The sequence below is a fragment of the Rhodothermus marinus genome (assembly GCF_009936275.1).
Lineage (GTDB): Bacteria > Bacteroidota > Rhodothermia > Rhodothermales > Rhodothermaceae > Rhodothermus > Rhodothermus marinus_A.
On the sequence record NZ_AP019797.1, the window covers coordinates 2,426,642 to 2,448,158 of the forward strand.

Consider the following 21,517-nt stretch of genomic DNA (forward strand, 5'->3'; position numbering starts at 1 on the left):
GCGCAGGCCATCACCAGGCACAGTAGGCACAGCAGACCGAGCGGTGCTCCGGATATGCGTTGCGCAGCCATGTAAGCCATGCGATCGTCTCCTGCACGCAGGCGGCCGCATTGAAAGCGCCGGCCTGCCGTAAAGAAGCGACCAGCGCCCGACCGTCTGCGATCGCGTTCAGAGAATCATCCACGCACCCCAGCCGCCACCACTGCACCGCCCGGCGGAGCGTCGCGTCCCAGCCCGGCGGTAGCGCCTGCGCCCAAGATACGTTCAGCAGGCCGATGTTGCAGCGCTCCCGGGGATTTTCGAGCCGGCGCAGCAGGTGCCGGAGCGAATCCGGCCGGGCCGTCACCGCGTAGCGCAGCGCAAGGGCACCGCGTCCGCTCAGATCGTACGACGGCCAGGCGCGGTAGAGCGTTCGATACGACGCCCGCGCCGAATCGACCGCCCCGGTAAGCGCCAGCGCGTCGGCCCGGTGCAGCCGAAGGCGCAGCGCCTGCGTCGTGTCGGCTCCGGCCAGCCGCACCCGGACCGTATCGGCACGGCCCCGGAGCAACTGCAGATGCGCCCAGCGCTCCAGCGCCGGAAGAAAGTCGGGCTTCTGGCGAAGCGCCTGTGTCAGCAACGCCTCGGCCCGGAGCGTGTCGCCCCGCACGAGCGCCCAACGGGCCGCCTCGTACAGGCGCGCGTGCGCCGGCACGTAGTGCGGGCAGCGTCGCTCGAACAGCGACAGCACACCAAAGCGCCGCTTCATGAACGCGTAGGCGCTGCGGTCCACATAGGGTATGCGGAAAAGGAACCGTTCCCAGTCGGCCAGCAGGCTGTCGCGCGTGCGGCCGTAAGCCGCCCGAAACGACCACCCTCCGTACACCTGACGCAGCGGTTCCGGCCCGTAGCGATCGAGCAGATAGCGCACGAACGAGCCGGTCAGCGTGTAGGCCACGGCACTGCGGCTCGTCCAGAACCTCCAGGGGCTGAGCAGTGCCGCCACCTGCTCGGTAAGCGATGCGTTGCGATCCCGGGCCAGCGTGGCGGCCACGGCCGCCTGCTCGTGCGGCGTCGGCCGTCCGTCCGGCGGCTCTACGGCCACCGCCAGCCCCTCGACCAGGCCGATCCGTGGCGAAATGCCCAGCCGGGGAATCCCCCAGCCGCGCACGAGCACATGCGCCAGCTCGTGCGTAATGCTCCGATCGAAGCGATCCAGCAGCAGATGCACCTGCGGCCTTTCCAGCCAGACCAACGCCACGCTCGTGTAACGCGCCCCGGTCAATCGAGCGCGCTGCTCCGGATCGCCAAAGACGAACACCTGTACGGGCTCGGGCGCCGCAATGCCCAGACGCCGGGCCAGCCGCTCGTAGTCGTAGGCGGCCCGAAGCGCCCGCAGCTCCGCTTCCTCCGGCGTCAGCCACCGAGGATCGTAGTGCAGCGTTACCGCCCCCTGCACGGCGCGACCGGGCAGCGCGCGCTTCAACGCGGCCGTGGACGTGTTGAACCCCAGCGGCACGGCCAGCAGGTAAAAGGCGCCCAGCAACGACGTGACGCCCCCCAGCGCCGGCCACCATCCGGGCCGGAGCAACCGGGGCGTCCGGTGAAAACGGGCCACCAGCGCCAGCCACAGGGCCCAGAGCAACGTCAGCGCCCGGAAACTCAACAGCCCCGGACGCAGCGCCGGATCTTCGTCGTAGAGCGGCCCGAGCACGCCCCCGAAGACGTGGTTGTACGTGTAGAGCTGCGGATGAAGTAGCAGATCGTAGGCGACCGGCAACGTGCACAGACCCAGCCCGATCCCGACCAGCCAGCGGCGGCCGTGCTGCACGCCCGCACCGTGCAGCGCCTCGGCCAGCGCCACGGCCAGCACGACACTTGCGGGCGGAAACAGCAGGAAAAACACCAGGCCGCGAAGGTAATCGCAGTTGGGCCGCCAGAGCACCGTCAGCGAAAGCAGGACCCAGGGAATCAGGAGCAAAAGGAGCTGCCGGTGCAACACGTCCGCCAGACGACCACCCCGCCTGAAATGCCCCCATGCCCACCAGCCCGCCACGAAAAAGGCCACCAGCGCCACCAGCGCGGCCGACTCCACGTGCAGCAGCCCCAGCACAGGCAGTGGCCAGAGCGCTACGCCCAACCCGGCATAGACCAGGCCGCAGCCTGCAATCCCCTGCGCTTGCCCGCGCGGCATTTACATGGATGTCCGCTCAGAGCAACTTGATCGTGATTCCCAGCGAGAACACCTCCTTGAGCTGGACTTCGCTGCTCACGTCGCGATCGTAGAGCGCCACCACTTCCAGGCTGGTGCCCAGCCAGCTATTGACCTGCATCTCCAGCAGATTTTCCCAGAGCATGTCGGGCAGGTCCGGCTTGTTGAAGGCCGCAAAAAGCCCCAGGCGCGACTTCAGCCGCACGTTTTCGAACAGCTCCCGGTCCAGCTCCGTGCGCGACTCGACGCCCACCTCGAAGCGCACGGCCTGGTCCGGCTCCAGGCCATAGAGCGTGCGCAGGCGCTCGATCAGCACGATCGTTTCCTTGGCGCCCACGCCCAGCCGCTGCCGAAACCAGCCGTCCGGCTGATAGGTGAGACCCAGCGCCTGGTTGAGAATGGCCGGCGAGAGCAGATCCGACACCTTGACCGGAGGCTTCCGCCCGTCGCCGAACGGATTCTTGGTGTAATTGTAGCCCGGAGCGAACTGCGTGCGCAGATCGGCCGACATCGTTGGGTTGAACAGGCTGAAAAAGCCGTCGCCCCGGTACTGGAGCGAGGCGGCCAGCCGGATCAGGTCTTCGGCCTTGCGCAGCTCCAGCGTGTCCTGTTTGACCACGCCCAGCGTCAACCGCACGTCGTAGAGCTGCCGCCACGACGGCGAAATCCGCTCGAACGTACCGTTGACGGCGCCCGAGAGCGCCAGCGCGTTCAGACCACCCTCGGCCCAGTTGCTGAAAGCCGCCTGCGTGGCCGAAAGGCGCGTGCTCAGGCTTTTCTTCCAGACAACCTGCGCCGTATCGGCCTCCTGAGCCAGTGCATTCCCTGAGATCAGCCCGACGACAAGAAAAATTATCCACCTGTTTTTAAGAAACATATCTGAACACCTCCTGCACCTGTATCCAACAAAAAAGGCTATGCTCGAAGCATAGCCTTTTTACGAAGCAACAGTACAAAAGGAAAGGCGCATCCGTTACATGGCCTTCTTTTTCTCCTGAACTTCTACGCGGATCTCCTGCGCCAGCTTTTTCAGTTCCTGCATCGCCTTACGGATGCGCGTGCCGGCGGCCTTGTTGCCCTTTTCGTAGAACTTTTTGAAATCCTGCTCCAGGCCCAGGACAAGATCGCGGAGTTGATCGAAGCGGCTCATAGGGGACCTCCTTCGGTTTTGGTTTCAGGGAACGAGCACCCATGCGTGCATGAGTGCGGTGTTATTTGTGTCCCAACTTAACACACGGCTCGTACTGTGTCAAGAAGAAAGCGCGTTGTTTCCCTGAAAAACTCCCCGTTTCACCGCTTCCGGAAGTTCCTCCAGTTGTCCGATCCAGAAATCAATGCGCTTATTTTTAAGCACTTTACCTATAGGTTCTTCGAGTTCATTGCGCAGCAGTGCGATTACGACCTCCGACATGCAGCCTCCGGCCAGCGCGCCCAGCACCTCGGCCGCCGCTGCCTCGACGATCTGCTCGGTTTCCGTGGCCACCAGCGTGGACACGACGGGCCAGACGCCCTGCCGGAGCAGCTGCGCCAGCCACGCCGTACGTCCCACCTGCAACGCGCCGGAGGCCGTGCGCCGGAGCAGGCCGCGATCGCTTCCCTGAATGCCCACGGCCGGAATCAAGAGTTCGTTCAGGCCGGCCACCAGCCGCTGATTCGTTTCCCGGATGCCGCGTTCGACCAGCCCGCGTTCGTGCGCACTCCGGACCACCAGCACCCCCTCCCGGCGTTCAGGCATGTAGCCCTCGGCCTCCAGCAGCTGCTCGGCCCGTCCGCCGCTGCCGTGCACCAGCACCATCGGTGCGGGAAGCTGCTTCAGCACCCGCGCCAGCCGCTGCACCAGCAGTAGATCTTCCAGATGACGATCGTCCAGGTACAGAATACCGATGCGCATGATCATTACCTGATTCGGCTTCCTCCTCAACGTCTCCATTTGCCTCAAAGATTCGCCTTCCGGCTCTTGAATCCGAGCGAGCCACTTCGTTCCTTACAGCAGCCGGTGGTCCGCCAACCCGTTCACGCAAGCCCCTATGCATCGCTTCAGCCATCTGCACTGCCACACCCAGTATTCGCTCCTTGACGGCGCCGCCCGCATTCAGACACTGCTGGAACGGGCTGCCGAATACGAGATCGAAGCCGTCGCCATCACCGACCACGGCAATCTGTTCGGCGTGCCGGAGTTCTATCGCACCGCCGAAAAGATCGGCATCCAGCCGATCATCGGCTGTGAGTTTTACCTGACGCCCGCCAGTCGCCACGACCGCAACGAGCGCACCCGCTACCATCAGGTGCTGCTCGCCAAAAACGAAACCGGCTACCGCAACCTGATCAAGCTCTCCTCGCTCTCCTACCTGGAGGGTTACTATTACAAGCCCCGTATCGACCACGAGCTGCTGACGCAATACCACGAAGGGCTGATCGCCACCACCTGCTGCCTGCAGGGCGAGATTCCGCAGACGATCCTGCACAAAGGCGAAGAGGCCGCCCGCAAACTTTTCGAGTGGTATCTGGAGCTGTTCGGCGAGGACTATTACATCGAGATTCAGGATCACGGGCTGCCCGAGCAGAAGAAAGTCAATGCCATTCTGCTCCGGTGGGCGCAGGAATACGGCGTCAAGGTGATCGCGACGAACGACGTGCACTACGTCGATCGCACCGACTTCGAACCGCACGACGTGCTGCTCTGCCTGCAGACGGGCAAGGACATGTCGGATCCGAGCCGGCTGCGCTTCGACAACGACCAGTTCTACCTGAAAAGTCCGGCCGAGATGCGCCAGGCGCTGCTGTCCGACATCGAGCCGCGCCTGGTCGACGAGATGATGGCCAACACCGGCGAGGTGGCCGACAAATGCCGCTTCCAGCTTCCCACCGGCAAGCTGCTCATGCCGCATTACCCGATCCCGCCCGAGTACAACGGCGACATGGATGCCTACCTGCGGGATCTGGTCTTCGAGGGGGCCCGCCGTCGCTACGGCGATCCGCTCCCGCACGACGTGGTCGAGCGGCTGGAGCACGAATTGGCCATTATCAAGAAGATGGGCTTTGCCGGCTACTTCCTGATCGTGCAGGACTTCACCACGGCCGCCCGTCGGCTCGGCGTGCGCGTCGGTCCCGGACGCGGTTCGGCGGCCGGTAGCGCCGTGGCCTACTGCCTGGGCATCACGAACATCGACCCGCTCAAGTACGACCTGCTCTTCGAGCGCTTCCTGAACCCCGAGCGCGTCTCGATGCCCGACATCGACATCGACTTCGACGACCGCGGCCGCGGCAAGGTCATCGACTACGTCGTGCAGAAGTACGGCCGGGAGAACGTCTGCCAGATCATCACCTTCGGCACGATGGGCGCCAAGATGGCCATTCGCGACGTGGCCCGCGTGCTGGGGATCCCGCTGGCCGAAGCCGACCGCATCGCCAAGCTCATCCCCGACGGGCCCAAGGTCACGCTGGCCCAGGCCTACGAAGAGGTGCCCGAACTCCGCGCCCTCAAGGAAAGCAACGATCCCCAGATCCGCAAACTGCTCCACTATGCCGAGGTGCTCGAAGGCTCGGTGCGCCACACCGGCGTGCATGCGGCCGGCGTCATCATCGCGCCCGGCCGCGTGAGCGACTACGTGCCCGTGGCCGTCGCCAAAGGCAAAGACAACGACACGGTCACCACCCAGTACGACGGCAAGTGGATCGAGGAGTTCGGGCTCCTCAAAATGGATTTCCTCGGGCTGAAGACGCTCACCATCCTGAACGACGCGCTCCAGCTCATCAAAGAAAACCACGGCGTTGAGATCGACCTGGATCAGATCCCGCTCGACGATCCGAAGACGTTCGAGCTGTTCCAGCGCGGCGAGACGGTCGCCATCTTCCAGTTTGAATCCGAGGGCATGCGCGAATGGATGCGCAAGCTCAAGCCCACGTCGATCGACGACCTGATCGCGATGAACGCGCTCTACCGGCCGGGCCCCATGGATCTGATCCCCAACTACATCGCCCGCAAGCACGGCCTCGAACCCGTCGAGTACCCCCATCCCCTGCTCGAACCCGTCCTGAAAAACACCTACGGCATTCCGGTCTACCAGGAACAGGTTATGGAAATGGCCCGCGTCATCGCCGGCTACACCCTCGGCCAGGCCGACCTGCTACGCCGGGCTATGGGAAAGAAGCGGGCTGAAGAAATGAAACGCCAGCGTGAAATCTTCCGCGAAGGGGCGGCGCGTCTGCACGGCATTTCTACCGAAAAAGCCGACGAAATTTTCGACATGATGGAGAAGTTTGCCGGGTACGGGTTCAACAAGTCGCACTCGGCGGCCTACTCCATCGTGGCCTATCAGACGGCCTATCTGAAGGCCAACTACCCGGCCGAGTTCATGGCGGCGGCGATGACCAGCGAAATGGGCGACACGAAAAAGCTGGCCGTGGTGCTCGACGAAGCCCGCCGCATGGGGCTGGAGCTGTTGCCGCCCTCGATCAACCGGAGCCAGGCGCACTTCACCGTCGAAGACGGTCGCATTCGCTTCGGTCTGGGTGCCATCAAGGGCGTGGGGCTGGGCGCCATCGAGGCCATTCTCAAAGTCCGCGAAAAGCACGGCCCGTTTCAGACCATCTTCGATCTGGTGCGCCACCTGGACCTGCGCGTCGTCAACAAAAAGGTGCTCGAGTCGCTGGCGCGCGCCGGTGCGCTCGACGAACTGGAAGGGCACCGGGCCCAGCTCGTCGAGGCGATCGACCTGGCCGTGCAGTATGCCCAGAAAGTACAGGCCGACCGGATGGCCGGACAGGCCTCGCTCTTTGGCGAAAGCGGCACGCGCACGGCCCTGCCGCCGCCCAACCTGCCGGTGGTGCCGCCCTGGTCGCGCGCCCGCTGCCTGAAGGAAGAACGCGAGCTGATCGGCTTTTACGTGACGGGGCACCCGCTCGAAGCCTATCGCGCCGAGGTCAATGCCTTTGCCACCACCACGCTGGCCGAGCTGTCGCGCACGCTGGAGGAGGCGGACGTGCCCCGCAACGGCTCGGCCAACGGACACGCAAACGGAACGGCGAACGGCCATGCGTACCGTCCCGCACGCCCGCGCCACCGCATCTGCGGCATCATCACCGAGGTGCAGCGGCGGATCGGGCGCAACGGCCGGCCGCTCGCCTTTGCCTCGATCGAAGACTTCACCGGTCAGGGCGAGCTGGTCATCTTCTCCTCGGTGCTGGAGCGCGTCATGCCCTACCTGGAAGTGGACGCCGTCGTGCTGGTCGAAGGCCAGGTGGAAGTGCGTGGCGGAAGCGTCAAGATCCTGGTGGACGAACTGTGGCCCATGTGGAAGGTGCGCGACGAACTGGTCGAGGCGCTGGTGGTGCAGCTCGATCTGGAACAGGTGCGGCCCGAACAACTCGACCGCTTCCACGCGCTCTGCCGCGAGCACACGGGTCGCTGCAAACTGTACTTCGACCTGCTCAGCCCCGAGCTGCCGGGCGGCCGCCAGCGGCTGCTGAGCCGGCGCTGCCTGGTCGAGCTCAACGATACGCTGATGCAGCAGACGCTGCGCCTCTTCGGTGCCGAGGCGATTCGCCTGGAAAGCCGCCGCCTGTCGGCTCCGGTGCGCTCGTGAACGCACTGCACACACAAGCGCCGGTAGCACGCGACGGCACTTCGCTGCGCTCCGTGCCTGACTAGAACTTATCCGAAAAACGAGGGGGAGATCTGCTAAGCCAGTGCTTTGCGTTGCATGTCAGATGCACGCGTTTGTAGTAAGCCACGAAGGCGCCAGCCGAAGTGGCGTTACCTGAAACGGCACTTCGCTTCGCTCCGTGCCTGACTACGAGCGCGTTGGTCGTGCTTCAAACTATAAACCTCACCGAAACGCTATAAAGGGTTACAGGTCGAAATCGCGAACTTCTTTGAAACTATTTTTTTTGGATAACTTCTGTGCACGGCGGCGCCATCCAGAGTGGCGCTACGCAGAAAAGCCCTTCGCTTCGTGCCTGACCACAGGCGCGCGTAGTTGGTTCGCTCCAGTATTTTGTGGGACATCATCGGCAACAAAAAAGCGGGGCTGCCGGTGTGGCAGCCCCGCTTCGGGGTTGCGGGGGTGTGTCAGGGCGCGCTTAGAAGTCCATGTCGCCGGGGCTCGGCGCCGCAGCCTTTTCCTTCTCCGGCTTTTCGGCCACGACGGCCTCCGTGGTCAGCAGCAGGCCGGCCACCGAGGCGGCGTTCTCCAGCGCCGTGCGCGCGACCTTCGTCGGGTCGATCACGCCCTGCTCCAGCAGGTTACCGAACTCTTCGGTCTGGGCGTTGAAGCCGAAGTCGCCCTGACCTTCCTTGACGCGCTGGACGACGATCGAGCCTTCCCAGCCCGCGTTCGCAGCAATCTGCCGGAGCGGCTCTTCCAGCGCCCGCTGGACGATCTGCACGCCGATCTTCTGGTCCTCGTTTTCCACCTCGACCTTGTCGAGCGCCGCAATGGCCCGGATGTAGGCCACACCACCACCCGGCACGATGCCCTCTTCGACGGCGGCACGCGTCGCGTGCAGCGCGTCCTCGACGCGGGCCTTCTTCTCCTTCATTTCGGGCTCGGTGGCCGCACCGATCTTCAGCACCGCCACGCCACCGGCCAGCTTCGCCAACCGCTCCTGCAGCTTCTCGCGGTCGTAGTCGCTGGTGGTCTCCTCGATCTGCTGCCGGATCTGGTTGGCGCGGGCCTTGATCTGAGCCGGATCGCCCTTGCCGCCGACGATCGTCGTGTTGTCCTTGTCGACGATGATCCGCTCGGCCTGGCCCAGGTAGTCCAGCGTGGCGTTCTCCAGCCGGTAACCCTTCTCCTCAGAGATAACCGTACCGCCGGTCAGGATGGCGATGTCTTCCAGCATGGCCTTGCGGCGATCGCCGAAGCCCGGCGCCTTGACGGCCGCCACCTTCAGCACGCCGCGCAGCTTGTTGACGACCAGGGTCGCCAGCGCCTCGCCCTCCACATCCTCGGCGATGATCAGGAGCGGCCGGCCGGTCTGGACCACCTTCTCCAGAATCGGCAGCAGGTCCTTCATCGCCGAGATCTTCTTGTCATGAATCAGGATGTAGGCGTCCTCCAGGACGGCCTCCATCGTGTCGGGGTTCGTCACGAAGTAGGGCGAGAGGTACCCCCGGTCGAACTGCATACCCTCGACGACCTCGAGCGTCGTCTCGGTGCCCTTGGCCTCCTCGACCGTGATGACGCCGTCCTTGCCGACCTTCTCGAACGCGTCGGCGATGAGCTGCCCGATGGCCTTGTCGCCGTTGGCCGAGATCGTGGCCACCTGCGCAATGCGGTTCTTGTCCTGCACCTCCTGGCTCATCTTGCGCAGCTCGGCCACGACCACCTCCACGGCCTTGTCGATGCCCCGCTTCAGGTCCATCGGGTTCGCACCGGCCGTGACGCTCTTCAGACCGGCCGTCAGGATGGCCTGAGCCAGGACGGTCGCCGTCGTCGTACCGTCACCCGCCACATCGCTCGTCTTCGAGGCGACCTCCTTGACCATCTGGGCACCGACGTTCTCCAGCTTGTCCTCCAGCTCGATTTCCTTGGCCACCGTCACGCCGTCCTTCGTGACGGTCGGGGCGCCAAACTTCTTCTCGATGATCACGTTGCGGCCCTTCGGCCCCAGCGTCACCTTTACAGCATCGGCCAGCTTGTCGACGCCCCGCTTCAGCGCCATGCGCGCATCCGAATTGAACGTAATCTGCTTCGCAGCCATAGTTTTCCCTCCAGGTTTGTTTTCAGCTCACCGGTTTCCGGACCACGGGTCACGAAAAAAGCGCCACGAACGACTCGCAGCGCTTACTTCTCCTCTTCGATGATGCCCAGGATGTCGGTCTCCCGCATGATGAGGTACTCCTCGCCGTCGATCGTGATCTCGGTGCCGGCATACTTGCCGTAAAGCACCTTGTCGCCCTCCTTCACGCTCATCTCGATCTTGGTCCCGTTCTCCACACGCCCGGGACCGACGGCGATCACCGTACCCCGCTGCGGTTTCTCCTTGGCCGTGTCCGGAATGTACAGACCGCTTTCGGTCTTCTCCTCCGGCGGCTCCGGCTTGATCACCACCCGATCGCTCAGCGGCTTAATTTTAACCTTCGCCATATCGCGCACCTCCATGGTTTTTTACGGTTGGTGGATGAAGCAACCCCGATCAGATTTTTTAAGGATTGATCAAGATTTGTTAGCACTCTCATTTCGAGAGTGCTAAGCCTTCAACCGATCGTTTTTCGGGCGAGTTCCTGCCGTCCGTGAAGAAATCTCAAAACAAACTGGCATAGAACGGCCAGAATGTGTAGCTTTAAAGGACACAGGGTTTATCCTTCAATTTTATAACCATGGCGTTACAATCGTCCCGCGTTCCCCTGCTGGCGGCCGGCGTCACCGGTCTGCTTCTGCTGCTGGTCTCGCTGCCGCCGTTCGTGCCGCCCTCAGTGCGGACGTTGCTCATGGCGGCCTTTGCGCCGGTGTGTCACCAACTGCCCGACCGTTCGTTCTGGATCGACGGGGTTCAGCTGGCCGTCTGCCAGCGCTGCTACGGGATCTATACCGGCCTTTTTCTGGGATCGCTGCTACTTCCACTGCTTGGCGCCGGAGCATGGTGGATTTACCGGCGGGCGCCCCTGATACTGAGCGGGGCGCTCTTGCCTCCGGCGCTGGACTGGAGCCTGCAGCTGGTGCACCTCTGGCACAACACGCCACTCAGTCGCACGCTCACCGGCCTCTGGTTCGGGCTGGGAGCCGGACTGCTCCTCGCAGCAACGCTGCGCTATGCGCCCCGGAAAACCCAACCCTGTCCGGCCTGATCTTTTGTGCAACTGTTCATCAACCAAACAGATAACGGCTTATGCAAGAGAAGCTCCCTTCCATCCTGCTGGGCGGTGCGGTCGTAGGCATCGCCAACGTGCTGATTGCCCAGATTCCGGTCGTTGGCGGCTGCCTGGCCTGCCTGCTGTACATCGGAGCCGGGATGCTGGCCGTCTGGCATTACACGAACACCTACCGGGTGACGCTTCCCGGTGGCCAGGGTGCCGTGATGGGCCTCCTGGCTGGCATTGTGGCCGCCCTGACCAGTGGCGTGCTGAGCATTCTGCTGATCCGCATCGGCGTGCTGCCCGACCCGATCGCCGCCATGGAGGCCAGCGGCCAGTTGAGCCAGATGCCGCCCGAACAGGCGGAAATGACCGTGCGTGTCGTCCGCATGTTAACCGGCCCGCTCGGTCTGCTGATCGGCGCGGTAATCGGCGGCCTGATCGGACTGATCGGCGGCGTCATCGGGGCCGCCACGTTCAAGAAAGGCCCGAGCGAAGAAGACGCGTCGGCTTCATCCGAGGTGATCTGAGCCGATCCGGGGCCGCCAGGGACGCCGCGCCCGGGGCGGTCCCAGCAGTTCGGCCAGCACGATGGCCTCGCGGACGCCCTCGCGCTGCCGCAGGCGTCCGAGCCAGAAACGCGCCCGTTCCTGACCCCGGGCGGGCTCGGCGTCCGACAGGGGACTTTCGTCGGGTTCCGGCACGCTGCTGAACGAAGTCTCCAGCGGAGGCGCCTCCAGGCTGCGAAATTCGGGCTTCCGACTTTCCAGCGTGCGCGTCTGCTCCAGGCTGTGAAACTCCTCGTCCGCGGACGCCCGCGCTTCCCGCTTCGTCTCGGGCTCCGGCCAGCGCAGGGCTTCGCGAATCTCACGCAACGCCTCCTCCAGGGCCGGATCGCGTGGCGGGGCCGTCTGTACCGGCCGCTTTTTTGTCTTCTTGCGCCCTGCGGCCAGCAGGCCGTACGTGATAAAAATCAACAGAAGGATTTCCAGCAGGTTCATCACTCCGCTCGGGCTGCGCTACAGCAAAAGCATACTAAACCGTTCGCCAATGGTTGCATGCTCTTACCGGAAAAAGGCGAACCGCATGGCTACAGGTGTCCCGATCGGCCATCCATATACCCTGCACCTGCGAATCGACGATCCCATTTTACCGCACAGGATGCTGTCCGAAAAGATCGGGCTGGAGGCGGCGCTGCTTGAGCAGTTCGATCAGGCGGCGGTTGGCGCGGGGAAATGCGTAGTGGTCCAGTTCGTTCAGCGGCACCCAGCGTAGCGGCAATCCGGCCCGGGAGCGCGGCATGCCTTCCAGAAGCGTGCAGGGGAATGCATACAGCGTCACTCGGAAGTGGGTATAGGCATGGCGCACCGTGGCCAGACAGGGCCCCACCGCCACGCGCACGCCCAGTTCTTCATGCAACTCGCGGGCGCAGGCGGCTTCGAGCGACTCGCCCGGCTCGCGCTTGCCCCCCGGAAACTCCCACAGCCCGCCCAGCAGCCCGTCTTCCGGCCGGCGCTGGATGAGCACGGCACCTTCTTCGTTGAACAGTAGCCCCAGGGCCACTTCGTAATGCGGCACCGGAGCGCGCGGCGTCTGCACCGGAAAGGCCATCGGATCGCCCATTGCCCACGCCCGGCACACCTCACGGAGCGGACACTCGCTGCAACGCGGCTGCACGGGCGTACAGACGGTGGCCCCCAGTTCCATCAGCGCCTGGTTGAACGTCCCGGGCTCCTCGGCCGAGATCAGCGCGTCGGCCACCTCCTGCAGCGCCCGACGCGTGGCCGAGGCCCTGGCGTCGTCCGCCACGGCCAGCACGCGCGTCAGCACCCGGATCACGTTGCCGTCGAGCACGGCGCGAGGCTCCCCGAAGGCGATGGAAGCCACGGCGGCCGCCGTATAGGGTCCGACGCCCGGCAACCGACGCAGCGCCTCGTAGGTGGTCGGCAACCGGCCGCCATGCTCCGCGACGAGCTGGCGTGCTGCCCGGTGCAGGTTGCGGGCCCGCGCGTAATAGCCCAGCCCCTCCCAGCAGCGCAGCACGTCGTCGAGCGAAGCGGCCGCCAGCGCTTCGACGGTGGGAAAGGCGCTGAGGAAGCGCTCGTAGTACGGGCCGGCCTGGTCGACGCGCGTCTGCTGCAGCATCACCTCTGCCACCCAGATGCGGTAGGGGTCCCGCGTGCGCCGCCAGGGCAGATCGCGCGCGTGCCGGCGATACCAGTCAATCAGCCCGTGAAACGTCTCGCGAAGGGCGGGCGTCAGACGGCCCAGATACGACCTGGACGAAGCGCGGCGGCTCATGGACAACTTCCGGCGGTTTGCAGGCAGGTGCCTGGTGTACGTCGGCCTGCTGGTCGGGTTCGGCACGAGCCGACTGCTTTACGCTCAGTCCCTCCCACTTTCCGACAGTGTGTCCCAGGCCGCTGCTTCGTTCAGGCTGGGTACCATCCGTATCCTCGACAGCGGACCGCTCTCGGCTAACGTAGTGCAGGCCACGCTGCCGTTCCGGCCAGGGGATCGGCTGACCGCCGAGCGACTGCAGGCCGGACTGGAAGCCATCGCCCGTCGCTATGCGGAGGCGGGCTATCCGCTGGCCCGTGTCATCATTCGCCAGCTCGACCAGGATCCCGCCCATCCTGATCGGTTGCTGCTGGCCCTTGTCGTGGAACCCGGACCCCGCCTGTACCTGGACCGCATTGTGCTGCGGGGCACCCGACGCACTCGTCCGGACTTTGTCGCCCGGATGCTGAACCTGCAGATCGGCCGCAGGCTACGCACTTTCAATCCGGAGCTCATGGCAGAGCGACTGGCCGCCACGGGCCTGTTTCGCCGCGTCGATCCGCCGGAGCTGTACCTGAGCGGCGACACCACGGCCGCGCTGGTCTTTCCACTGGAAGAAGCCTCGCCCGGGTCGTTCGACCTGGTGCTGGGCTACCAGCCACCCGGCGCAGGTGCCGGGGGCTTGGTGGGCAGCGGCCACCTGCAGCTTCGCCATCTTTTCGGCGAAGGCCGCGAACTGGACGTGCAGTTGGAGCGGCTGCCCGGCCGCGTCAGTCGCTTTCGGCTGGAGGTCGCCGATCCGTTCCTGCTGGGCACTGCCTTTTCGCTCCGGCTGGGTTTTGCCGGACGCCAGCAGGATTCCACCTACAACCGTCAGGATTTCCGGCTGGTGCTGGGCTACCGCTTTCCGTCCGGCCTGCAGCTAACAGGATCCTTGCGGCGCGAGACCACCCGCCCCGGTCCCGCCGGCCTGCGCCTGGAAGGTGGACAGCAGCGCATCACCCGGGGGATGGCCACGCTGTTTGGCGTTGGGCTGCGCTGGGAGCAACTGGATCACCCGCTCGCACCGCGCCAGGGGCTGACGCTGACGGTCCGGGCCGAGCGCGGCCGCAAAATCCGAAGCTCCCTTCAGGTAGCCGACGGTGACACAAGCCGGGCTCGTGAGCGCATTCGCCAGGATCGTCTTGAAGCCACGCTGCGCCTCTACAGCCCCCTGGCCGACCGACTCGTGCTCGTCGGCGGCGGCGAGCTGGCCCTGCTCCGCGCCGATCGGTACGACGTGGCGGATCTCTATCGCCTGGGCGGCGCCCGCTCGCTGCGCGGCTACAATGAGGAGCAGTTTGTGGGTCACCGGACCGTCCGCCTGCTGGCCGAAATCCGCTACCTGTTAACACCGCCGACTTTTATTTTTGGGTTTCTGGATCTGGGCTACGTAGCCACCCCGCCCCTGCCCGGTACGCCTTCCCGCGCGGACTGGCATCCGGGCTACGGACTGGGCCTTCAGCTTCAGACCGGCGCGGGGCTGCTCAACCTGAGCTACGCGCTGAACCCGGACGAGCCGCTGCTGGACGGCCGGCTTCATCTGCAACTGGTGTTTGCCCTGTAATTCCATGATCACCACCTTCTACGCGCCTCCGGAGGCCTTCCGCGACGAGTGGGTCCGGTTGCCCGAAGACGAGGCCCACCACGCCGTGCGTGTGTTGCGCCACCGTCCGGGCGATGAAGTGATCGTCGTGGACGGCGCGGGCGGCTGGTACCGTCTGTGCCTGGAGCAGGTGGACCGCCACGGCGTGTGGGGCCGTGTGCTGGAAACGCGCCGCGACGTCGGCGAGCCGCCCTACCACCTGACCGTCGGGCTGGCGCTGCTCAAGCAGACCGCCCGCTTCGAAACCTTCCTGGAAAAAGCCGTCGAGCTGGGCGTTTCGGCCATCGTGCCGCTGCTGACGGCCCGCACCGAGCGCACGCACTTTCGTCTGGAGCGGGCCCGCCGCCTGCTCATCGCCGCAATGAAACAGTGTGGACGTAGCCGCCTGCCCCTGCTGCATGCACCCCGACCGTTCGCGGAGGTGCTGCACGATCCGGCCGCGCTTCGCCTGCTCTGTCACGAGCAGCCCGACCGCCCCCGTCGTCCCCTGCACGAACTGCTTCGCCAGCCGATCGGCGATGCGCTCGTGCTCGTCGGTCCTGAAGGTGGCTTCACCAACGACGAAGTCCTTCAGGCCGAAGCGGCCGGCTTCCAGACGGTGTCGCTGGGCGCGCGGCGCCTCCGCGCCGAAACCGCCGCGCTGGTGGCCGCCAGTGCATTTCTGATCTGTCAGGACCATTGATAAAACCAGACCGGGCAAAACCATGCTCAAAAGTACGACTTCCTCCATCGAAGGACGCCGCATCACGAAGTATCACGGAATCGTAACCGGCGAAGCCATTCTGGGCGCCAACGTTTTCCGGGATCTGTTCGCCGGCATCCGCGACATCATCGGCGGGCGCTCGGCCGCCTACGAGAAAGAGCTGCGTAAAGCGCGCGAACTGGCTTTCGCCGAAATGGAAGAAGAAGCCCGTCAGCTCGGCGCCAACGCGATCGTGGGGATCGACATCGACTACGAGACGATCCAGATCGGTGGGGGCGGCAACATGCTCATGGTCAGCGTAAGCGGCACAGCCGTCACCGTGGCGTAGGCGCTTCGATTTTTGAAAGAAAATCGTCTGAACCGGCACGGCGGAGGTCCGGTCGTCGTAGTTTGGGCCGAGTCGTTGACAGACCGGACGCCACGCATGGCCGAAGAACGGACGCTGAAATCCGAGCAGGTTTTCAATGGACGCCTGCTCAAGGTATATCGAGACGAGGTGGCATTGCCGGACGGCCGCCTTTCGGTGCGCGAGTGGATCGATCATCCGGGCGCCTCGGCCGTGGTGCCGCTGTTTCCGGACGGCACCACCGTACTGGTGCGGCAGTTTCGCTATCCGCCCCGCCGCTTCTTTCTGGAGGTGCCGGCCGGCAAGCTGGATCGCCCCGGCGAAGACCCCGAAGCTGTGGCCCGACGCGAGCTGGAAGAGGAAACCGGCTGGCGCGCGCGCACGCTGGTTCACCTGGCCTCGCTCTATCCCTGCATCGGCTACAGCAACGAGATCATCCATTTCTACCTGGCCCGCGATCTGGAGCCGGGCCGCCAGCAACTGGCCGAAGGGGAATGGCTTGAGGTGGTGCGCATGCCGCTGGAAGAAGCCTTCGCCAAAGCCCGGCGCGGTGAAATCGCCGACATGAAATCGACGGCCGCCCTGTTGCTGGCTGAGGCCTTTCTTCAAAAAAACGACAAGGCTGTTGGATAAAAGACAACCCTTGCCGTATCTTTGCAGGACCGATTGCCACGACCTCAACATGCGCGGACGCTCATGTTTACGTTTCTGATTATTCTGATTACACTGATTGCGATCCTGCTGGTGCTGGTGGTGCTGCTGCAGAGCGGACGCGGCGGCGGCCTGGCCGGCATTGCCGCGGGCGGTGCTCAGCAGGTGCTGGGCGCCCGTCAGGCACCCGATATCCTGGAAAAGACCACGTGGACGCTGGCCGTCATCTTCATCGTGCTGTGCATCCTGACGAACTTCACGATCGACACGACCGAGCGTCGCGAGAGCATCATCCAGCAGCGGGCCCAGCAGGAGCAGGTGCAGCCCACCGTACCGCCGGCCGAGCAGCAGGCCACACCGCCTGCCCCCTCGGGCAACCAGCAGAACGAACAGAACTGAGTCGCAACCTTTCGGCAAAGAAGAAGGGCCGCTCTGGAGGGCGGCCTTCTTTTTTTATGCAGGCGAAGAGGGGCATACGACGACCCGTCCCCATCGCGTAAGGCGAACCACCGGGATGGCACCATCCCGCCCCGGCGCATCAGCGTGCACATTCATATCATGCCGAACGACGCCGCTCCAGATGCGCCCGTGGCCTGCCTCAGAACGGGCACCCAACAAAAAAGCGCCCGCCTTCAGAAGGCGGGCGCTTTGTGCCGCGTACGGGATTTGAACCCGTGTTACCGGCTTGAAAGACCGGCGTCCTAGACCCCTAGACGAACGCGGCAGGTACACAAAAAAAGGGGTGACCGAGGGGATTTGAACCCCCGACCTCCAGGGCCACAACCTGGCGCTCTAACCAGCTGAGCTACGGTCACCACGTCGTGGTGAGAGACTGCAATTTAGCAGAACGGCGCTTTTTTCTCAAGGATCCGGACCCGCTCCGGCATAAACTTTTGGTGGACGGACCGTGAGTCTTCATCGAAGAATCGCCACCTTGCCATAGGCGGTGCCCTCGCCGTTCTGCCCGACGGCCACGATCAGATAGACGCCCGAAGGCACCGGACGCCCGTAGCGATCGCGTCCGTCCCAGCGCACGCGGCCTCCCCGCGTTTCGAAGCTGGTCACCAGGCGGCCGTCTACCGTTACGATCCGTAGCTCGGTCGCTTCGACCAGGCCTTCAATGAACACCGTCGCGTCTTCCTCCGGCCCGACGCGCACCGGGTTCGGGTAAACAAACAGCGTCCGTACCTGTTCCGCCGGCGCGATGGCGTCGCCCTGGTAGCTGACAAGCCCGGCGGCTGTCGCCAGAAAGACGCGTCCGCTCCGCGCATCGACGGCCACGGCCTGCACCACGTCGGACAGCAGCGGGCTGTTTTCCTGTGTGAAATGTTCGGCAATCCGAAAATCGACGCCGGCCTGCTCGACCACATAGACGCCGTCGTCGGTGGCCACCCAGAGCCGGTTGGCCGGATCGACGGCCAGGTCGTTCACCGAAAGACCGCTGAGCAGGAAGGGGTTTTCGCCGGGCTGCCGCTCGGCCGCCAGCGGCCAGACGGGCACCGTGTTGGGATCGGCGGCCGCAAACGGGTTGTTGAGCACGTAAGCGAGACCTTCGGTGGTACCGATCCAGATGCGGCCGTCGCGGTCTTCGGCCAGCGCCTGCACGGATACGCCCGGCAGCCCCTGTCCGCCGCTACCCCGCTCGCTCAGGTAGCGGCAGGCGTCGTCGTCGGCCCGCGCCGGATCGTCGCCCGGATCGTAAAGAATCAGCCCCGTGTTGATCCGCAGGTTACCACGGCTGACCGCCACGATCCAGAGCTGGCCGTATTCGTCCACCAGCAGCCGCCCCAGCGTCGTACTGAGCGAGTTGATGCAGGACGGGATCGGCGCGCGCTGCCAGGTGCCGTCGGGCAGCCGCACGTGAAGCGGATGGGGTGCGGTCAGATTGGCCACCCAGAGCCGCCCTTCCGGGTCGGATCCCAGTCCCCGCACGATGATGAAGTTGCTCGTGCCGGCGGCCGGCTCCAGCGTCGAGTTGGAGGCATCGTAGAACTGCAGGGTACCGTCCGGCGAGACCTGCGCCAGCCCGTTCCCATCAGAACCTACCCAGACGTTTCCGGCCGCGTCGGCATGCACCGGCCGAAACGACGAGCGACCGCCCAGCATGGCAGGCAGGTAGGCCGTCCATCTTCCGGCAGGATCCATCCGATGGAATCCGGCCGTGCCACCGCTCGCTGCATCGGTGGCCCACAGGTTGCCGGAAGGATCGATGGCGAGATCGGCGAAGACGTTCACGTATGGCCCGTCGGGCAGGATCGTCTCCAGGACTTCGAGACCCGTCGCCCCGGCATCGGGCACGGCCGCCCGCAACAGACCGTTTTCGCCATCACCGATCCAGAGCGCTTCGCCGTCGAAGGCCAGCCGCAGCGGGCGGCCCAGGCTGTCGCTCCCAAGTGTCTGTACCGATGTCGTCGCGTCAATGCGCAGCACCCGGGTGCCGGCCGTGCCCAGCAACAGATCACCCAGCGGTTGCAGGTCGGTAACGGCCTCGCCACTCCAGCGCAACTCGTAGCGCCCATCAGGCTGTCGCACCGCCAGCCCACGCTCCAGCCCGACGTACAGTGTCTGGCCGTGCAGCGCGAGCGAACGCACCGGCAGCCGTCCGTCCAGTCCCTCGGACTCCAGCACCCAGGCGCCCGGATCCTTCAGGTTCGGATGCGCGAGCGGCGCGTGGGCCACCCCCCGGGCCGTAGCCAGCCAGAGCGTCGGCTGCCCGTCGGGACCGGGTCCGATGGTCAGATCATAAACGGCAATGTCCGAAAACGCGCCGAATTGCGTGTAGGTGTCGCGCACGACCCCGTTTACCGGATCGAACACGACCACGCCGAAAGCCGTGGCCACCAGCAGCGTGTCGCCCCGCATGCGCAGCCGGAAGATCTGCCGATCCGGGAAGCGCTCGGCCCGCGCGATGTCGAAAAAGGCCCGGACGGTGCCGCTGGCCGGATCGAGCCGGTCGATCACGCCGTCACCGTAGCCGATCCAGAGCACCTGTCGCCGGGCATCCCAGGCCAGCGCCCGGACGCCCACCTGATGCAGGCCCTCGACGGCCGTAAAGCGCTGCAGGCCACCGTCTTCCGGGCTGTAGCGAAACACCCCACCGCCGGTCGCCACCCAGACGCCCGAAGGGGCCAGCGCCAGATCGGTCACCTGTCGCATCGAAGTGTGGGCCTGCCAGCGACCGGCCGGTTGCGCCTGAGCGCTTCCGACCAACCCCACCAGCACCAGCAGCCACAACCCACGCATCGTTCAATCCAGCTTGCGCATTAGATCGATCATCTCCAGCGCCGTCAGGGCCGCCTCGGCTCCTTTGTTGCCCGCCTTCGTACCGGCCCGTTCGATAGCCTGCTCGATCGTGTCGGTCGTCAGCACTCCGAAAATAACGGGCACCTCGGTGTCGAGCATCGTGCGGGCCAGTCCCTGCGCGGCCCCACCGGCCACGTACTCGAAGTGGCTGGTGGCACCCCGGATGACGGCACCCAGACAGATGATCGCGTCGTAGCGGCCCGAACGGGCCAGCTTGCGGGCAACCAGCGGCATCTCGAACGCGCCGGGACAGCGCACGACCGTCACCTGATCCATATCGACCCCCTGGCGCGTGAGCACGTCCAGTGCCCCTTCGAGCAGGCGCTCCGTGATGAAATGATTGAAGCGGCTGACCACAATGGCCAGCCGGGCACGCTCCGGACGGTAGTGGCCTTCGATAAAAACGGGCATGGTCTTTCAGAACGACTTCGCTGAACGATTGCTATCCCGGGCTGAAAAATAGCACATCCGTACCACTTCGGCCATGGCCCGACGCTGCTCGTCGCCTTCACGGCGCCAGGCATCCACCATAACACACGTAGGCATCAGCCGACATAATTTTTCAGACAACCCGCCGCTTCGCTTTGCACCCTGTTACAAGCATAAACGCGTTTGTAGTAAGCCACGAAGGCGTCAGCCGAAGTGGCGCAATTTTGAAACGGCACTCCGCTTCGCTTCGTGCCTGACTACGCACAGGTTTGTAATGAGCCGTGGTGGCGGGTGTCATCCGCGAAAACCCGATGTTGCGCTACGCACGCGTTGCCTGGAGCGTCGCACGCAACCGCTCCACCCGCGGATACGGGATCGTGCAGGTGCCGAGCAGGGCGTCGTCTTCGGGCCGGTGCCCGTGATAGTCGGAGCCCCCCGTCTCCAACAGGCCAAAATCCCGGGCCACCTGCCGGTAGTGCTGTACCAGGTAATAACTGTGCGCAGGATGGATCACCTCGATGCCGTCGATGCCGGCCTGGAGCAGTGCTCGGAAGACCCGATCGCGCAGGTGCTCGCCCGGGTGGGCCAGCACGGCAATGCCGCCCGCCTCGTGCAGGACGGCCACGGCTTCTTCGGCCGTCCAGGCCGGCTTGGGCACGTAGCCGGGGCCGCCAGGCAGCAGATAGCGCTGAAACGCCTCCCTGTAACTTTCGGCATAACCGGCCGCCACGAGCGCCCGCGCCACATGCGGCCGCCCCGGTACGCCGTGGCCGATGGCCGTCTGCACCTGCTCCTCCGAAAGTCGCACGCCGACTTCCTGCAACCGCGCGAGCATGGCGGCCAGCCGTTCCTCTCGCGCCTTTCGGTAGGCGGCCAGTGCTTCGCGCAGCGCCGGATGATCCGGATCGAAAAAGTATCCCAGCAGGTGCACCTCCTCTTCTTCGACCTGCACGCTCAGCTCCACGCCGGGTATCACCACCATGGCCCATCGAGCAGCCGCCTGCCGGGCCTCCTCCAGGCCGTCGATCGTGTCGTGATCGGTGATCGCCACACAGTAGAGTCCGGCCTCCCGGGCCCGTCGTACCAGCTCGGCCGGCGAAAGCCGGCCATCAGAACAGCTCGTGTGCAGGTGCAGATCTGCGCGGCGCAGATCGAACATACCGTTTCTCCGT

At 64.9% G+C, this 21,517-nt stretch carries 19 protein-coding genes and 2 tRNA genes; 8 read left to right on the forward strand and 13 right to left on the reverse strand.

Annotation, left to right across the window (positions count from 1 at the left end):
* Window positions 1-10 precede the first annotated feature (10 nt).
* The 4 genes from GYH26_RS10475 to GYH26_RS10490 all read right to left on the reverse strand — a co-directional run bounded on the left by GYH26_RS10475 (window position 11) and on the right by GYH26_RS10490 (window position 4,082).
* The gene (locus GYH26_RS10475) at window positions 11-2,173 is read right to left on the reverse strand and encodes a tetratricopeptide repeat protein (protein ID WP_161541609.1); all 2,163 of its coding nucleotides are present in this window, start codon (window positions 2,171-2,173) and stop codon (window positions 11-13) included.
* Window positions 2,174-2,189: 16 nt separating this feature from the next.
* Window positions 2,190-3,068: a DUF3078 domain-containing protein gene (locus tag GYH26_RS10480; RefSeq protein ID WP_014066596.1), complete on the reverse strand. Its 879-nt coding sequence runs from the start codon at window positions 3,066-3,068 to the stop codon at window positions 2,190-2,192.
* Window positions 3,069-3,164: 96 nt separating this feature from the next.
* Window positions 3,165-3,341, reverse strand: coding sequence for a histone H1 (locus GYH26_RS10485; protein WP_012844409.1), 177 nt, complete (start codon window positions 3,339-3,341; stop codon window positions 3,165-3,167).
* A gap of 99 nt (window positions 3,342-3,440) precedes the next feature.
* A complete protein-coding gene (locus GYH26_RS10490) occupies window positions 3,441-4,082 on the reverse strand; it encodes a hypothetical protein (RefSeq protein ID WP_161541610.1) in 642 nt (213 codons plus the stop codon).
* Window positions 4,083-4,218: 136 nt separating this feature from the next.
* Here GYH26_RS10490 and dnaE point away from each other — a divergent pair, with 136 nt between their 5' ends.
* Window positions 4,219-7,776 carry a DNA polymerase III subunit alpha gene (gene dnaE / locus GYH26_RS10495; RefSeq protein WP_161541611.1) on the forward strand — a complete coding sequence of 1,186 codons (3,558 nt, stop codon included), beginning with the start codon at window positions 4,219-4,221 and terminating at the stop codon, window positions 7,774-7,776.
* 496 nt (window positions 7,777-8,272) lie between these two features.
* On the opposite strand, the gene groL is transcribed toward dnaE, so the two are convergent.
* Together groL and groES are read right to left on the reverse strand one after the other, a co-directional pair.
* Window positions 8,273-9,895 carry a chaperonin GroEL gene (gene groL, locus GYH26_RS10500; protein WP_161541612.1) on the reverse strand — a complete coding sequence of 541 codons (1,623 nt, stop codon included), beginning with the start codon at window positions 9,893-9,895 and terminating at the stop codon, window positions 8,273-8,275.
* 83 nt (window positions 9,896-9,978) lie between these two features.
* Entirely contained in the window at window positions 9,979-10,296 is a 318-nt protein-coding gene (gene groES, locus GYH26_RS10505; protein WP_272481382.1) for a co-chaperone GroES, read from the reverse strand.
* Window positions 10,297-10,514: 218 nt separating this feature from the next.
* On the opposite strand from groES, the gene GYH26_RS10510 reads away from it, so the two are divergent.
* Both GYH26_RS10510 and GYH26_RS10515 read left to right on the forward strand, forming a co-directional pair.
* Complete coding sequence (locus GYH26_RS10510) at window positions 10,515-10,982, forward strand: DUF2085 domain-containing protein (RefSeq protein WP_014066590.1); 468 nt, start codon at window positions 10,515-10,517, stop codon at window positions 10,980-10,982.
* 41 nt (window positions 10,983-11,023) lie between these two features.
* Window positions 11,024-11,518: a hypothetical protein gene (locus tag GYH26_RS10515; RefSeq protein ID WP_014066589.1), complete on the forward strand. Its 495-nt coding sequence runs from the start codon at window positions 11,024-11,026 to the stop codon at window positions 11,516-11,518.
* Here the strand turns inward: GYH26_RS10515 and GYH26_RS10520 are convergent.
* Complete coding sequence (locus tag GYH26_RS10520; RefSeq protein ID WP_014066588.1) at window positions 11,501-11,989, reverse strand: hypothetical protein; 489 nt, start codon at window positions 11,987-11,989, stop codon at window positions 11,501-11,503. The two genes, GYH26_RS10515 and GYH26_RS10520, sit on opposite strands and share 18 nt — an antisense overlap.
* Before the next feature lie 148 nt (window positions 11,990-12,137).
* Entirely contained in the window at window positions 12,138-13,289 is a 1,152-nt protein-coding gene (mutY, locus tag GYH26_RS10525; RefSeq protein ID WP_174238082.1) for an A/G-specific adenine glycosylase, read from the reverse strand.
* Here mutY and GYH26_RS10530 point away from each other — a divergent pair.
* The 5 genes from GYH26_RS10530 (at window position 13,288) to secG (ending at window position 17,012) form a co-directional block, all read left to right on the forward strand.
* Complete coding sequence (locus GYH26_RS10530; RefSeq protein ID WP_242006388.1) at window positions 13,288-14,874, forward strand: BamA/OMP85 family outer membrane protein; 1,587 nt, start codon at window positions 13,288-13,290, stop codon at window positions 14,872-14,874. The two genes, mutY and GYH26_RS10530, sit on opposite strands and share 2 nt — an antisense overlap.
* Before the next feature lie 4 nt (window positions 14,875-14,878).
* Window positions 14,879-15,595, forward strand: a complete 717-nt coding sequence (locus GYH26_RS10535; protein WP_161541613.1) for an RsmE family RNA methyltransferase — start codon at window positions 14,879-14,881, stop codon at window positions 15,593-15,595.
* 22 nt (window positions 15,596-15,617) lie between these two features.
* Window positions 15,618-15,944 (forward strand): heavy metal-binding domain-containing protein, encoded by a 327-nt coding sequence (locus tag GYH26_RS10540; RefSeq protein ID WP_012844420.1) that lies wholly within the window; start codon window positions 15,618-15,620, stop codon window positions 15,942-15,944.
* 96 nt (window positions 15,945-16,040) lie between these two features.
* Window positions 16,041-16,595, forward strand: coding sequence for an NUDIX domain-containing protein (locus GYH26_RS10545; protein WP_161541614.1), 555 nt, complete (start codon window positions 16,041-16,043; stop codon window positions 16,593-16,595).
* A 63-nt stretch (window positions 16,596-16,658) separates the two neighbouring features.
* Complete coding sequence (gene secG, locus GYH26_RS10550; RefSeq protein ID WP_054685390.1) at window positions 16,659-17,012, forward strand: preprotein translocase subunit SecG; 354 nt, start codon at window positions 16,659-16,661, stop codon at window positions 17,010-17,012.
* Window positions 17,013-17,264: 252 nt separating this feature from the next.
* Here the strand turns inward: secG and GYH26_RS10555 are convergent.
* The 5 genes from GYH26_RS10555 to GYH26_RS10575 all read right to left on the reverse strand — a co-directional run bounded on the left by GYH26_RS10555 (window position 17,265) and on the right by GYH26_RS10575 (window position 21,504).
* Window positions 17,265-17,337, reverse strand: a tRNA-Glu gene (locus GYH26_RS10555).
* A gap of 17 nt (window positions 17,338-17,354) precedes the next feature.
* Window positions 17,355-17,428, reverse strand: a tRNA-His gene (locus tag GYH26_RS10560).
* 100 nt (window positions 17,429-17,528) lie between these two features.
* Window positions 17,529-19,856, reverse strand: a complete 2,328-nt coding sequence (locus tag GYH26_RS10565) for a ligand-binding sensor domain-containing protein (RefSeq protein ID WP_161541615.1) — start codon at window positions 19,854-19,856, stop codon at window positions 17,529-17,531.
* Between the two features lie 3 nt (window positions 19,857-19,859).
* The gene (ribH, locus tag GYH26_RS10570; protein ID WP_161541616.1) at window positions 19,860-20,327 is read right to left on the reverse strand and encodes a 6,7-dimethyl-8-ribityllumazine synthase; all 468 of its coding nucleotides are present in this window, start codon (window positions 20,325-20,327) and stop codon (window positions 19,860-19,862) included.
* Window positions 20,328-20,664: 337 nt separating this feature from the next.
* Window positions 20,665-21,504 carry a PHP domain-containing protein gene (locus GYH26_RS10575; RefSeq protein WP_161541617.1) on the reverse strand — a complete coding sequence of 280 codons (840 nt, stop codon included), beginning with the start codon at window positions 21,502-21,504 and terminating at the stop codon, window positions 20,665-20,667.
* Window positions 21,505-21,517 lie beyond the last annotated feature (13 nt).

Bases quoted from the DNA above. Each gene is read 5' to 3' on its own strand.
- GYH26_RS10475 (WP_161541609.1), bottom strand. From the start codon at position 2,173: ATGCCGCGCGGGCAAGCGCAGGGGATTGCAGGCTGCGGCCTGGTCTAT.
- GYH26_RS10515 (WP_014066589.1), top strand. From the start codon at position 11,024: ATGCAAGAGAAGCTCCCTTCCATCCTGCTGGGCGGTGCGGTCGTAGGC.
- ribH (WP_161541616.1), bottom strand. From the start codon at position 20,327: ATGCCCGTTTTTATCGAAGGCCACTACCGTCCGGAGCGTGCCCGGCTG.
- GYH26_RS10545 (WP_161541614.1), top strand. From the start codon at position 16,041: ATGGCCGAAGAACGGACGCTGAAATCCGAGCAGGTTTTCAATGGACGC.
- groES (WP_272481382.1), bottom strand. From the start codon at position 10,296: ATGGAGGTGCGCGATATGGCGAAGGTTAAAATTAAGCCGCTGAGCGAT.
- GYH26_RS10490 (WP_161541610.1), bottom strand. From the start codon at position 4,082: ATGCGCATCGGTATTCTGTACCTGGACGATCGTCATCTGGAAGATCTA.
- mutY (WP_174238082.1), bottom strand. From the start codon at position 13,289: ATGAGCCGCCGCGCTTCGTCCAGGTCGTATCTGGGCCGTCTGACGCCC.
- GYH26_RS10575 (WP_161541617.1), bottom strand. From the start codon at position 21,504: ATGTTCGATCTGCGCCGCGCAGATCTGCACCTGCACACGAGCTGTTCT.
- GYH26_RS10485 (WP_012844409.1), bottom strand. From the start codon at position 3,341: ATGAGCCGCTTCGATCAACTCCGCGATCTTGTCCTGGGCCTGGAGCAG.
- GYH26_RS10520 (WP_014066588.1), bottom strand. From the start codon at position 11,989: ATGAACCTGCTGGAAATCCTTCTGTTGATTTTTATCACGTACGGCCTG.
- GYH26_RS10510 (WP_014066590.1), top strand. From the start codon at position 10,515: ATGGCGTTACAATCGTCCCGCGTTCCCCTGCTGGCGGCCGGCGTCACC.
- dnaE (WP_161541611.1), top strand. From the start codon at position 4,219: ATGCATCGCTTCAGCCATCTGCACTGCCACACCCAGTATTCGCTCCTT.
- secG (WP_054685390.1), top strand. From the start codon at position 16,659: ATGTTTACGTTTCTGATTATTCTGATTACACTGATTGCGATCCTGCTG.
- groL (WP_161541612.1), bottom strand. From the start codon at position 9,895: ATGGCTGCGAAGCAGATTACGTTCAATTCGGATGCGCGCATGGCGCTG.
- GYH26_RS10530 (WP_242006388.1), top strand. From the start codon at position 13,288: ATGGACAACTTCCGGCGGTTTGCAGGCAGGTGCCTGGTGTACGTCGGC.
- GYH26_RS10480 (WP_014066596.1), bottom strand. From the start codon at position 3,068: ATGTTTCTTAAAAACAGGTGGATAATTTTTCTTGTCGTCGGGCTGATC.
- GYH26_RS10535 (WP_161541613.1), top strand. From the start codon at position 14,879: ATGATCACCACCTTCTACGCGCCTCCGGAGGCCTTCCGCGACGAGTGG.
- GYH26_RS10540 (WP_012844420.1), top strand. From the start codon at position 15,618: ATGCTCAAAAGTACGACTTCCTCCATCGAAGGACGCCGCATCACGAAG.
- GYH26_RS10565 (WP_161541615.1), bottom strand. From the start codon at position 19,856: ATGCGTGGGTTGTGGCTGCTGGTGCTGGTGGGGTTGGTCGGAAGCGCT.